Raw genomic sequence first — 11,792 nt, 5'->3', positions numbered from 1 at the left:
TTAACGGGCGGTAAGGGCTTGAGTGGCAGGATCGCAATCCATTCCGCCAATTCGCGGAGCGAGGGACCCTTGTCGCGCAGCATCGGGCTTGCCCATATCATCCGTCATGATGACGGCACCTCGTCAGGTGTCTGGGGTATCTACACGCTGCAAAGTGCCTTCCAGCCGATCTTCGCCTTCAAGGAAGGCAAGCTGTCGGTTGCCGCCTTCGAAGGGCTGATCCGGCCGTTCCGTGACGGCGAGCCGCAATCGCCGATGACCTTTTTCTCGACCTGTCCGGCCGCCGACCGCCTGCATGTCGAGGCGCTGACCAGGACGCTGCATCTGCTCAATGCCGGCGCCTGCCTGCCGCAGGAGGCGTCGATCTTCGTCAATTTCGACCCGTCGGTGTTCACCGAGCGATCGATCGCCGACAATGCCTTGCGTGAAATGCGGCTGGTGCTGCACGAGGCCGGCATCGATCCGGGCCGCGTCGTGTGCGAGGTGACCGAGCAGCGATCGGCATCGCAGGAGGCCCTGCATGGCTTCGTCGCCGCACTCAGGGCCAACGGCTTCCGCATCGCGGTGGATGACTATGGCTCAGACGATTCCGACATCAACCGCATCAAGGAGTTGAAGCCAGACATCGTCAAGTTCGACGCCACCTGGATCACGCAGCTTATGGAGTCCGGCGCCGGCTTCGCGCTTTTGACCACCATGGTGAAAAGCTTCGAGGAACAGGGCATCCGCACGGTGTTCGAAGGCATCGAGGAGGGATGGCAACTGGAGCTCGCCGAGAAGTCCGGCGCTTCGATGGTCCAGGGCTTCGTGCTGGCGCGGCCGGAACTGGCGCCGACCAGCTTTCGCGTTTTCGGCAAAAGCAGTCCGGACCCGGTTGCCGCTGCAAGTGATGCGTCCACTGCCCCCGGCGTCGCGCCGCGTACAGGGCGGCCGGCAAAAGCCTTCGGGCGCAGGGTCACGCCATGAGGTTCGAGCGGCGGCGCACTGTCGGCGACGCGATCTTCGCCGACGAAATCGGTATCGAATATGGCGTCTTTGGCGACTTCCGCTTGCGCAGCGCCTACCAGCCGATCTTCGCGCCGTTTGGGCGTTCGCTGCACGCGGTGGCAGTCGAGGGGCTGATCGAACCGCACCGTGCCGGCCGGGCAGGGTCGCCGCGCGCGTTCTTCGAAAGCGTCGCCGCGCCGGACCGGCTGTTTGTCGAGACCATGTGCCGGATGCTGCATCTTCGGAATTTCCACAATATCGGCGTCGACGGGCTCGATCTGTTCTTCAACTACAATCCGATGGTCAACGACCATGCCGGGCGGGCGCTGGCCGAGATCCGGCTGATGAGCCGGCATCTCGGCGAGCTCGGCCTCGCCCCCGGCATGCTGGTCTGCGAAATCACCGAACAGGCGGCGGATGACGCGCTTCTCGCCCGGCTGGTGCGGGAAATGCGGCGCGACGGCATCCGCATCGCCATCGACGATTTCGGCACCGGCCATTCGACCGAGGAGCGGGTAAGTCTGCTGCAGCCTGATATCGTCAAGATCGATGGCGGCTGGTTTGGAGAGTTCTGTCGCCACGCCGCCGCCGAACGCTTCTTCCGCCCGCTGGTCTCCAGCCTGCACGACCGCGGCGCCAAGGTGCTGGTCGAAGGCATCGAGCAACCCGTCCATCTGCGCGTCGCCCTCGACGGCGGCGTCGACCTGCTGCAGGGTTTTCTTCTCGCCCGCCCGGCGCTAGCCGGCACCATCTTCAACGAAGAACCGCTGTCAGTCGACGCGCTGCTGGGCAGGGACAACAAGGTCGTGCCGTTGTTCGGGTAATTGGCGAAATCCGCGACGACCTTCTCCCCGTGAACGGGGAGAAGGACGCTCTTATCAGCGCCGCTGATAATCTCGCCAAAACAAATCATTGGTTGAAGGCACGGCGGCTGCGATAATCGCTTGGTCGAGGCAGCGCTCCGGGGACCGTCCATGATACTGTACAGCATGATCGACAGCGGCAATTGCTACAAGCCGCGCCTGCTGATGGCCAAGCTTGGCCTCGCCTTCACCACGATCGAGGTGAGTTCGCACACCGGCGACACGCGTAAAGCCGACTTTGTCGCCAAGAACCCGAACGCCATGGTGCCGCTGCTCGAACTCGACGACGGCCGCCGGCTGGCGGAGTCCAACGCCATCCTGCTCTATCTCGCCGAAGGCACGCGCTTCCTGCCGGCAGACAAGTATGAGCGCGGGCTTGCCTATCAATGGCTGTTCTTCGAGCAGTACAGCCACGAGCCCTATATCGCCGTGCGCAAGGCGCTGCTGACCTTTCCCGAACGCGTCAGGGATGCGACGCCCGAGCGGCTGGCGATGACGCTGGAGCGCGGCCACAAGGCGCTCGGTGTGATGAACAGATATCTGGAGAACAACGCCTTCTTCGCTGGCGGCGCCTTCAGCATCGCTGACATCGCGCTCTATGCCTACACGCATACGGCCGAGCAAGGCGGCTTCCAGCTCGACGCCTATCCGGCCGTCGTGGCCTGGCTTGGCCGCGTCGAAGCGGATCCAGGGCATGTGCCGATTGGATGGGTCGGGTAGGGTAGGGTAGGGTAGGGTAGGATACTCTTGTCCTCACGCTCGTCGCCGCTTCGCGGCTCGCTCCGGACGGGGGCGACGCCCGGTCGGGCTTGCGGCCTTCGGCCGAGAAGCCAACCGAGGACTATTTCAACAGATGGTCGTAATCAGCGTGTGTGCCGATCCAGAACCAGATCACATCTTCATTGTTGCGTATGGCGACAGCCCGATAGTTCTCGTCAACGCGCGCCGACCAATATCGACCGACCTGTTTGAAATGCAGTGAGGGATGAAAAGGATCAGAACGCAGTCTGGCAAAACGCCTGTCCGCTTTGGCTCTGATTGACGATGGCAGTTTTTCATAAGCCTCCCAGAATGATGGAGAGGCGAAGTGATTCACAGCGGCCGGGTCCGGCCAGCGCGATGGTCAGCCAATGCCTGCTCGGCAAGCTTGTCCAGCCGGCCTGCCTTCGCGTCGGCCTCCATCTGCCGATCCCACATGTCCGCCTGAAGCGCCTCGAACCAGGCGGCAAACGCCTTCAGTTCCTCGGGGCTTAGTTCGGCGACGGATTTTTCGATTTGCTCAAGTTTGGTCATGGCCGAGTGGTACCACTATTGGGATAAAAGTACCACCGGGTGGACCATAGCGCGGGTTGCGGCACCTAACCCCAGACAAACAAAAAGGCGGGATAAATCCCGCCTTCCCATCCTTGGTAGCCTGATCGGGAGCGTCCGGTCCGGGCTGGCAGCTATCTGCTGTTCCAGCGTGTCGGGTCTTTCCACTCCGGGCGCGCTTCTCGCGCGACCGTCAGTACATCCGTGACTTGCCGCGCGCCCCGGGCTCTCGCCCGGCGCGCGCCATTCGCAAAATCAGGCTGCCTTGCTCAGAGACCCAGCGGACGATTTGCCAGTGCGGCGGTCCTGCTCGATCTCGAAGTTGATCTTCTGGCCTTCGACCAGGGTCGACAGTCCAGCGCGCTCGACAGCGGAGATGTGGACGAAAACGTCCGCGCCGCCGGCGTCAGGCTGGATGAAACCGAAGCCCTTGGTGGCGTTGAACCACTTGACCGTTCCAGTTGCCATTTTAGATAGTCCTTCAACATTTGCTTTAGTTTGACCAGACCAAGTCCAGCCGGTGTGCATCGAGATTTTGGAGATAGACGTCAGCAAACGCGAAGATCGCGAGGCCCGGATCGATCGGCCGAAATATCAATGGGGCTGATATAGGCTGCTTTCGTTCCAAAAACAAGACTGCGTAAAAAAGCCGTGATCGAAGGGTTGCCCAATGATTGCCCCAATCTGGTAAAAGCCTCGCAACGGGGTCGGAGGCCGAGGCCGGTCGGTCCGCAGGGGAGGAGACCATGAAAACCATTGTGCTTGCCGCTTGTCTGACGCTGGTGGCCGCCGAGGCGCAGGCGATCTCGCGTTACGACCCGACGCATATGAGCTGCGGCAAGGTGCAGTCGACGATCGCGCGGCAGGGCGCGGTCATCCTGCGCTACCAGTCGAAGCGCGTGCCGGGGCTGCCGCTCTACGACCGCTATGTGCAGAGCCAGCAATTCTGCACCATGGGCGAGGTGAGGACGCGCGCCTATGTGCCGAGCGCAGACACCAAGTCCTGCCCGGTCTACAACTGCAAGCGCCCGGACAATGACCGGCATTTCCGCCGGCGGTTCTTCCACAACAACTAGCGGACACATCAACCGGAGCCGGAAGCCTGCGCTCAGTCGAACAACCGCGCCTCTGGGGACAAAATTGCTTTCAATCTTGGATGTGTTCCATGAGCATGGACACGAACCGCGTCACTTTTTGCGGGCGAAAGCGCGCCGCCGGATAGACGACGTGAATGCCGCCGGAGGGCAGCGTCCAGTTCGGGAGCATATGGACGAGACGGCCCTGCGATAGATAATCGACGACCAGATAGTCCGGCAGAACCGCCAGTCCGCCGCCGGCGAGCGTCGCTTCCAGGACGGCCGGGGTCGAGTTGATGGAGAACGTCTCGCGCATGGTGATGGTGCGCCGCTCGAAATCGCCTCGGCTGAAGGTCCAGGTGAACGGCTTGCGAAGGACGGAATTGGCAACGAGCGGCAAGGAAGAAAGGTCTTCCGGTTCGTCTACCTTGACCCCGGCGGCGAAATCCCGCGATGCGACCAGGATTTGCCGGAAGGTGCCGATGCGTCGCGCCTGCTGGCTGGAGTCTTCCAGCCAGCCGACCCGGATTGACAGATCTATCTTGTTGCCGATCAAATCAATTATCGCATCGGAAATGAACAGTTCGACGCGGCAGGCCGGAAATTTCTGCCGAAAGCGGGCGGCGATCGGGGCCAGCACGATCGCGCCATAGTCATTGGACGCAGAAACCCGCAGCACGCCGGCCACTTCGGTGTTGCCCTCGCCAACCTCGGCGACGGCCTCTTCGACGTCTCGCAGGATCAGAACGCAACGTGCATGCAAAAGACGGCCTGCTTCGGTCGGCTCGAGCCTCCGCGTCGTGCGCACGAGAAGCGTGGTCCGCAGTTCGGCTTCAAGGCGGGCGACCTGTTGGCTGACGACGGCTTTCGTGATGCCGAGTCGCTCGGCTGCCCGGGTGAACGAGCCTGCATCGATGACGGTAGCAAAATAGGCGAGGCGGTTGAGGTTGATTGGTTCCACGGGACGCCGTCAGTTTTATTGTAAGCTTACAGCATACAGTCTGTATTATTATAGGAGATTTATCAATTAATCCACGGGCTTTACCTCTGCGCTGTCCTCTCCATCGGGGGCGCAATCGTGGCTTGCGCTCTTCCCTCTCGGACAGCTGGCCACGCCACGCGGCCTGACCCCCATTTCAGTCAAAGGAGCTATTCCATGTTCACGAGGAGACAGATCATGAAGACCTCATTGGCCCTCGGCGCAACCGCCGTATTCGCCCCCGCCGAGCGCGGCCAAGCCGCCGGCACCACGCTTGGCTGGAAACATTTCCCAGCGGGTCCGAACGGCTTCTTCCGCGCGCCTGTGCTGGTGTCCGGGCCAAGCGAGGCCCTGCTGATAGACGGCGGCTTCACCTATCCGGACGGCAAGGCGCTCGCCGAGGCCATCAAGGCCACCGGCAACAAGCTGACCACCATCTATGTCAGCCAGTCCGATCCCGACTACTACTTCAGCCTGAAGCCGGTGCGGGAAGCCTTCCCGGAGGCAAAAGTGATTGCTGCCTCCGCCACGCTCGAAGCCATCAAAGGCAGTGTGGAGAAAAAGCTCGCGGTCTGGGGCCCGCAATTGAAGGAAAACGGCCCCCAGGCGCTGTCCGACATCGTTCTGCCCGAAGCATTCGACGGCCCAACGCTTAGTGTCGACGGCGAGACGATCGAGATCGTCAATGCGGAAGAAGGACTTGCCAATCGCCGCTACCTGTTCGTGCCGTCGCTCAACGCCGTCTTCGGTGGGGTGATGATCTTCGCGGGCGTTCATGTCTGGACCGCCGACACCCAGACCAGGGAAAGCCGTGCCGCCTGGGTCAAGACGCTGGAGGCGATTGCCGCCCGCAAGCCCGCCGTGGTGGTGCCCGGCCATATGGCCCCCGATGCCGCAACCGGTCCTTCGGCGGTGGAATTCACCAAGTCCTATCTACTCACCTTCGAGGAAGAACTGAGCAAGGCGGCCGACAGCGCCGCGCTAAAGGCCGCCATGGAGGCCCGCTTCCCAGGCCTTGGTATGGGCGTCGCCCTCGATATCGGATCCAAGGTCGCCAAGGGCGAGATGAAGTGGGGGTGACATGGCGACGAACCTCGACTTGATCCGCAGGACCTAGGAGGGAGCCTCCGAGGAGAACGGCCGCAATCTTCGGCCGTTCTTCCCCAGACGTCGAATGGTCGGTGGTTCAGAAGCCGAAGGACACCTGCGCCGGCGGCGGTGGGCCGACGCGCACGCCTTCCATGGCCAGCATCTTCTCCTTGGTGACCGAGCCGCCGGGCGCCGAGAAGCCGCCGATCTTGCCGCCGGCCGCCAGGATGCGGTGGCAGGGGATGACCAGCGGCACCGGATTGGCGCCAAGCGCAGCACCGGTTTCGCGCGGCAGGCCGGGTTGGCCGGCGCGTTTGGCGAGTTCCCCATAGGTGGTGGTTTGCCCATAGCCGAGTTTGCGTGCCGCGTCGTAGATGGCGAGGCGGAAATCGTCGACGCCGTCGAGATCGACCGGAACATTGGTGAAGTCGACGTCCTCGCCGGCGGTATAAGCCTTGATCGAAGCGATCAGCTCGACCACCCATAGCGGCTGCGCCGTGGAGGCGGAAACGCCGGCATGGCGCATCAGCCGCCGTTCCACCGATTCACGGCTGCGTTCGGGCAGGCAGAGCCGGATCAGGCCCTTTTCGCTCCAGGCAATGCCCATGAAACCGATCACTGTTTCTAACACTGCGTGGCCGGCTGTGATCGAAGCTGTCGTTTCCATGATGCGCTCCTTTCCGCAAAGTGGCGAAATCCGGCATTTCATCCGGTACATATCAGGAACAATATGGCAGTTCGGCCCGCGTCTCGCCACCCGAAAACCACCTGATGGCCCCGATTGCCGGTCATGAGTCGCTGGTGTAAGGGATTTCTTAACACCCCGATGAACCGGACCCGAACGCGGCTTGCCAGCAAAACAAACCCTTATCGCGATCGGCGTGATCGTGGCGGCGGCCGGCATCAGCGGCTGCACCTCGACCTCGCAGATGAAAGCCGCGCCGTCCCTGACCGAAACCGCGACCGTAGCCGGCAGCGATGCCGGCTTTACCATACCGCTGCCGGAGACGGTTTCGGTGCTGCCGCAATCCTCGGGCATCGCCCCCGTCCAGACCGCGGAACTGACACCTGGCCCGGCCGCAACGCCAACGCTTGATCCCGCCGCCCAGCCGGCTGCCGCGACCGCCGCTTTTGCCGGCTCGACGCCGGCGGCCCCGGCCATACCCGCTGTCATGACCGCCAATGCCTGGCAGGCGCCGCCACCGGCCAAGGCGGGTCAGTCCGTCAAGGCGGCTCAGACGGCTCAGACCTACACCACCGCAGGGCTCATCGTCCCGGCAGTCGCCGGCAGCGGCCAGAAACTGCCTGGCGTGCAGCAGGTGGCCTATGTGGTGCCGCAGAACCCGGCTGCCCTGGTGCAGTTTCCGTCCGCGCCGCTCAGCCCTGCCGCTCCGGAAGAGCACACAGGCATGCGCGGTGACGTCGACCGGCTGATCGTCAAATACGCCGCCCTCTACCAGGTGCCGGTGGATCTGGTGCGCCATGTCGTCAACCGCGAGAGCACCTTCAATCCCAAGGCCTACAACAATGGCCATTGGGGGCTGATGCAGATCAAGCACGCGACGGCGCGCGGCATGGGCTATGACGGGCCGGCCAAGGGCCTGTTCGACGCCGAGACCAACCTCAAATACGCGGTCAAATATCTGCGCGGCGCCTGGCTGGTGGCGGACGGCAATGCCAAGAAGGCCGACTGGCTCTACCAAACCGGCTATTATTTCGACGCCAAGCGCAAGGGCCTGCTCGAGGCGACTGGCCTCGGTGTCGACCGCAAGCGGCACCGCCTGCAGCCCGACGCCTGAGCGCGATGCCTGAACCGCGCCCGCCGGCCCTGAACGACATCCGGCTGCGCAAGATCCTCGACGAGACGCTCGTTGCACCGCATTGGCCGGACGGTTTTGCCATGCGCTGTTTCGAGCCCGGCGACGCGCCGCCTTTGCATGCGCTGCTGAGCGAGGTGTTCGACGACGGCACCGACGGCCCCTTCGACGAATGGTGGCCGCGCATATCAGATGACCCCGAATTCGACCCGGCGCTGTGTTTCCTCGTCATCGACGCCAAAGGTCGGCTGGCGGCCGCGGCGCTGTGCTGGACGTCAGCCTTCGTCAAGGATCTCGCCGTTCATCCCGAGGCGCGTGGCAAGGGCATCGGCGAAGCGCTGATGTGGCACGCCTTCGCGATCTTCCGTGACCGGGGTGCGGCCCATGTCGACCTGAAGACCAACACCGTCGAAAACGCCGCCGCCGTCAGGCTCTACGAGCGGGTCGGCATGTTCGAGGTGGATTGGTACTCCTGACTAAATATCCGGCGCGTTGCCGATCTTCTTTTTGAGCTCCAGTGCCCAGGCGCGGCCCTCGTCGCCACCCCACAAGAGCCAGGCGATGTGGCCGGCCGAGGGGTTTGCCTCATTGCCGTAATTCTTGCCGCGCTTGTCGACCTCGTGGCGAGCAAAATAGCTGACCATGCGGCGGATGGTGGACGGTGCGAGCTTCTCGCGGTTCATCAGTTCCGTGGCGCGCGCCACACCGATCTCGGTGCCGCCGCGGCCGAATTGCTTGCGCAGCCGCAAGCCCTTGGCGGCGTTGTCGGCCACCACTTGCGGGCAGCGCAGGTCGACCTCGTCATCGTTCATTACTCTTCCCCGTACCCACCGGCTTTAACCCGGGGTGAGAATGCTGGGAAGCCGCGGAGGTTCCCGCAACAATCGCTGCGTGGCATCCGCAAGAATGTCGGGAACCGGTCGTCGCCAAACGTCCTTGGGTCGCAGAGCAACAGCGCCGGGACGCCGGCGACGACTTAAGGGAGCCGATCATGATCACCTTTCCCAACGAATCCGCCAAATACCGCACCGCCCGCGAAAAGCTCTTGAAGAAGGAAATCGAGCTGCGGCGCGCCATGGAAGCCGTGGCCGAGGCGCGGCGCGCTTTGCCGCCGGGCGGGCTGATCCGCCAGGACTATGTCTTCGATGCGCTCGATGCCGACGGCAAGCCGGCGAAGACAAAACTGTCGGAGCTGTTCGCGCTGGATAAGGATTCGCTCGTCCTCTACCAGATGATGTTTCCGCGCCATCCCCGGGAAATGCGCGATGTCGCGACCGGTGGCGGCACGGCCAGGCTCTCCCGGCCGGACCAGCCATGCCCGTCCTGCACGGCGCTGCTCGACCAGTTCGACGGCGCTATCGGCCATCTCGAAGCCGCCGGCTTCAATTTTGCGGTGGTGGCCAAGACCGGGCTGGAAAACCTGGTCACGCTCGGCCGGGATCGCGGCTGGGAGAACCTGCGGCTGGTGTCGTCAGCCGCCAACAGTTTCAAGCGCGACTACAATGCCGAGGATGCCGACGGGGCGCAGATCCCGCTGCTGTCGGTGTTTCATCGCGATGGTGATGGGATCAGGCATTTCTGGTCGTCGGAACTCGGCTTCGCGCCGACCGACCCCGGCCAGGACCAGCGCGCCATCGGCACCTGCGAGATTCTGTGGAACCTGATGGATTTCACGCCGGAAGGCCGGCCGGATTGGCGCGAGCAGCTGCAATATGGGGAAGGGTGTTGCCATTGAGGGCAATGCGGCGGGGTGACCCAGCGCCAGAGAATGCAAACGGTCCAAGATCGGCGCTCTACGGCGCCCCCCTCTGTCCTGCCGGACATCTCCCCCACAGGTGGGGAGATTGGCAGCTTTGGCGCCGGCTCTTTTCTTTGCAACGATGAAAATTGGCGAGGGCCGCGATGACGGCCAATCTCCCCCCTCGTGGGGGAGATGTCCGGCAGGACAGAGGGGGGCGCCGTAGAGCGCAACGTGAACCCAATCGAGGGAGAACTCATGCCCAAGATCAACCTCTCCGCCGTGCCCGTCCGCAAGGGCTCCGGCTATCCCGCGCCCTTCGACGCCCCTTGCGCCACCCGCACACGACAGCGCGTCGGCGATGCCGGCGGCCTCCGCGATTTCGGCGTCAACCTGATGACGTTGCCGCCCGGCGGCTGGTCGAGCCAGCGCCACTGGCACAGCCATGAGGACGAGCTCGTCTATGTGCTGGAAGGCGAGCTGACGCTGGTCGAGGATGGCGGCGAGACGCTGCTCAAGGCCGGCGATAGTGCTGCCTTCGCCAAGAACAGCGGCAACGGCCATCACATGATCAACCGCTCATCGGTCACGGCACGCTACCTAGAGGTCGGCTCGCGCAATCCGGACGATGTCATCACCTGCTCCGACATCGACATGATGAGCCCGAGTTCGGATGGACGATTTCTGCACAAGGATGGCATGCCGTATCCGGGGCAGGGGTGAGCGCTGGACCATGCTTCGGCGCTGGCGTTCCGCCAGCGGCGGGGTAAGCTCCCGGTAATTACAGGTTGGCGCCAAGCCCCCTCATCCGACCGCTTCGCGGCCACCTTCTCCCCGAGGGGAGAAGAGGGAAGCGCTGGCGCTCGTAGTCTCCTCTCCCCTCGGGGAGAGGTCAGCCGAGCGAAGCGGAGGCTGGGTGAGGGGGCTTGGCGCCAACCTGCCAACCCAGGGGAGCATCACCATGAAAAAACAAGTCATCGAAGTACCCGTCATGTCGGCCAAGGTTCGCTCACTTGGCCTGCCCTGTTCGACGGCGGTGAGGGCCAACGGTTTCGTGTTCATCTCGGCGACGCCGCCGGTGGACATGGTGACCGGCGAGATGGTGCGCGGCGACATCGAGGTGCAGACCGAGGCGTCGCTGAAGGCGCTGAAACATTGCCTGGAGGCGGCCGGCACCTCGCTGGACAATGTGGTGATGGTGCGCATCTACGCCGTCAATTCCGGCTTCTACAACGCCATCAACCGGGTCTATGCCAAGTATTTCTCCACCAACCCGCCGGCGCGCAGTTTTGTGCCGGTGGCGTCGTGGCCGATGGAATTCGATATCGAGATCGAGTGAGTGGCCGTGGCGTGAGTTTTTCTTTTCTCACCGTAATCACAGGGAGATCGTCATGACCAAGGAAATCGTCGAAGTGCCGGTGCTGTCGGCGGCGGTGCGCGCGCTCGGCGTGCCGTTGTCGCTGGTGACCAGGGCTGCCGGGCTGGTCTTCGTCTCCGGCATGCCACCGCTCGATCTTGCGACCGGCAAGCTGGTCAAGGGCGACATCGAGGTGCAGACCGAGGCATCGCTGAAGGCGCTGAAACACTGCCTAGAAGCGGCTGGCACCTCGCTCGACAATGTGGTGATGGTGCGCATCTACGCCGTCAATTCCGGCTTTTACGGCGCCATCAACCGGGTCTATGCCAGGCACTTCCCCGAAAGCCCGCCATCGCGGACGTTTGTGCCGGTGGCGTCGTGGCCGATGGAGTTTGATATCGAGATTGAGTGCGTGGCGGTGGCGTGAGGCTAGGCGAGGATATCCTACCGAAGCAGCACTAATCTCACTTTTTCTTATCGTTCACCGAAGACGCCTTCAAAGACTCCGAATGCGACCTCACGTTGAACGGCCCGCGCAATTCTTGTGGGCGGGCGCTTAGGGATTTAGCTACCTG

General features: G+C 63.2%; 17 protein-coding genes. 11 read left to right on the top strand and 6 right to left on the bottom strand.

What is annotated here, in order from left to right; genetic code table 11:
• Nucleotides 1–69 precede the first annotated feature (69 nt).
• The 3 genes from CKW40_RS21010 to CKW40_RS21000 all read left to right on the top strand — a co-directional run bounded on the left by CKW40_RS21010 (nucleotide 70) and on the right by CKW40_RS21000 (nucleotide 2,570).
• Complete coding sequence (locus tag CKW40_RS21010) at nucleotides 70–966, top strand: EAL domain-containing protein (protein ID WP_095201782.1); 897 nt, start codon at nucleotides 70–72, stop codon at nucleotides 964–966.
• Complete coding sequence (locus CKW40_RS21005; protein WP_095201781.1) at nucleotides 963–1,811, top strand: EAL domain-containing protein; 849 nt, start codon at nucleotides 963–965, stop codon at nucleotides 1,809–1,811. The genes CKW40_RS21010 and CKW40_RS21005 overlap by 4 nt, the downstream gene beginning before the upstream one ends.
• A gap of 150 nt (nucleotides 1,812–1,961) precedes the next feature.
• Nucleotides 1,962–2,570: a glutathione S-transferase family protein gene (locus CKW40_RS21000; protein ID WP_095201780.1), complete on the top strand. Its 609-nt coding sequence runs from the start codon at nucleotides 1,962–1,964 to the stop codon at nucleotides 2,568–2,570.
• 121 nt (nucleotides 2,571–2,691) lie between these two features.
• On the opposite strand, the gene CKW40_RS20995 is transcribed toward CKW40_RS21000, so the two are convergent.
• From CKW40_RS20995 to CKW40_RS20985, 3 genes are all read right to left on the bottom strand, one after another.
• Nucleotides 2,692–2,946: a type II toxin-antitoxin system RelE family toxin gene (locus CKW40_RS20995; RefSeq protein ID WP_095201779.1), complete on the bottom strand. Its 255-nt coding sequence runs from the start codon at nucleotides 2,944–2,946 to the stop codon at nucleotides 2,692–2,694.
• Complete coding sequence (locus tag CKW40_RS20990) at nucleotides 2,943–3,143, bottom strand: hypothetical protein (protein ID WP_095201778.1); 201 nt, start codon at nucleotides 3,141–3,143, stop codon at nucleotides 2,943–2,945. Before CKW40_RS20990 ends, CKW40_RS20995 begins: the two co-directional genes overlap by 4 nt.
• A 273-nt stretch (nucleotides 3,144–3,416) precedes the next feature.
• On the bottom strand, nucleotides 3,417–3,629 hold the full coding sequence (locus CKW40_RS20985; protein WP_010910991.1) for a cold-shock protein: 213 nt from the start codon (nucleotides 3,627–3,629) through the stop codon (nucleotides 3,417–3,419).
• 278 nt (nucleotides 3,630–3,907) lie between these two features.
• Between CKW40_RS20985 and CKW40_RS20980 the strand changes: the two genes are divergently transcribed.
• A complete protein-coding gene (locus tag CKW40_RS20980; protein ID WP_064989843.1) occupies nucleotides 3,908–4,237 on the top strand; it encodes a hypothetical protein in 330 nt (109 codons plus the stop codon).
• A gap of 70 nt (nucleotides 4,238–4,307) precedes the next feature.
• Here CKW40_RS20980 and CKW40_RS20975 read toward each other — a convergent pair whose 3' ends face one another.
• Entirely contained in the window at nucleotides 4,308–5,198 is an 891-nt protein-coding gene (locus CKW40_RS20975; RefSeq protein ID WP_095201777.1) for a LysR family transcriptional regulator, read from the bottom strand.
• 195 nt (nucleotides 5,199–5,393) lie between these two features.
• On the opposite strand from CKW40_RS20975, the gene CKW40_RS20970 reads away from it, so the two are divergent.
• Nucleotides 5,394–6,296, top strand: coding sequence for an MBL fold metallo-hydrolase (locus CKW40_RS20970; protein ID WP_179298052.1), 903 nt, complete (start codon nucleotides 5,394–5,396; stop codon nucleotides 6,294–6,296).
• Nucleotides 6,297–6,402: 106 nt separating this feature from the next.
• Here the strand turns inward: CKW40_RS20970 and CKW40_RS20960 are convergent, their stop codons facing one another.
• Nucleotides 6,403–6,972: a methylated-DNA--[protein]-cysteine S-methyltransferase gene (locus CKW40_RS20960; protein ID WP_095201776.1), complete on the bottom strand. Its 570-nt coding sequence runs from the start codon at nucleotides 6,970–6,972 to the stop codon at nucleotides 6,403–6,405.
• A 181-nt stretch (nucleotides 6,973–7,153) separates the two neighbouring features.
• Between CKW40_RS20960 and CKW40_RS20955 the strand changes: the two genes are divergently transcribed.
• Both CKW40_RS20955 and CKW40_RS20950 read left to right on the top strand, forming a co-directional pair.
• Entirely contained in the window at nucleotides 7,154–8,104 is a 951-nt protein-coding gene (locus CKW40_RS20955) for a lytic transglycosylase domain-containing protein (protein WP_095201775.1), read from the top strand.
• A gap of 5 nt (nucleotides 8,105–8,109) precedes the next feature.
• Nucleotides 8,110–8,598 carry a GNAT family N-acetyltransferase gene (locus CKW40_RS20950; RefSeq protein WP_095201774.1) on the top strand — a complete coding sequence of 163 codons (489 nt, stop codon included), beginning with the start codon at nucleotides 8,110–8,112 and terminating at the stop codon, nucleotides 8,596–8,598.
• Here the strand turns inward: CKW40_RS20950 and CKW40_RS20945 are convergent, their stop codons facing one another.
• Nucleotides 8,599–8,934 (bottom strand): hypothetical protein, encoded by a 336-nt coding sequence (locus CKW40_RS20945; RefSeq protein WP_095201773.1) that lies wholly within the window; start codon nucleotides 8,932–8,934, stop codon nucleotides 8,599–8,601.
• Between the two features lie 179 nt (nucleotides 8,935–9,113).
• Here CKW40_RS20945 and CKW40_RS20940 point away from each other — a divergent pair, with 179 nt between their 5' ends.
• From CKW40_RS20940 to CKW40_RS20920, 4 genes are all read left to right on the top strand, one after another.
• Nucleotides 9,114–9,857, top strand: a complete 744-nt coding sequence (locus tag CKW40_RS20940) for a DUF899 family protein (protein ID WP_095201772.1) — start codon at nucleotides 9,114–9,116, stop codon at nucleotides 9,855–9,857.
• A gap of 261 nt (nucleotides 9,858–10,118) precedes the next feature.
• Entirely contained in the window at nucleotides 10,119–10,583 is a 465-nt protein-coding gene (locus CKW40_RS20930; RefSeq protein ID WP_095201771.1) for a cupin domain-containing protein, read from the top strand.
• Between the two features lie 238 nt (nucleotides 10,584–10,821).
• The gene (locus CKW40_RS20925; protein WP_095201770.1) at nucleotides 10,822–11,199 is read left to right on the top strand and encodes a RidA family protein; all 378 of its coding nucleotides are present in this window, start codon (nucleotides 10,822–10,824) and stop codon (nucleotides 11,197–11,199) included.
• Between the two features lie 52 nt (nucleotides 11,200–11,251).
• A complete protein-coding gene (locus CKW40_RS20920) occupies nucleotides 11,252–11,644 on the top strand; it encodes a RidA family protein (protein ID WP_095201769.1) in 393 nt (130 codons plus the stop codon).
• Nucleotides 11,645–11,792 lie beyond the last annotated feature (148 nt).

It is taken from the genome of Mesorhizobium carmichaelinearum (assembly GCF_900199455.1).
Lineage (GTDB): Bacteria > Pseudomonadota > Alphaproteobacteria > Rhizobiales > Rhizobiaceae > Mesorhizobium > Mesorhizobium carmichaelinearum.
The sequence above is the reverse complement of the archived record's forward strand: the minus strand, read 5'-3'. Positions and strand labels throughout refer to the sequence as shown.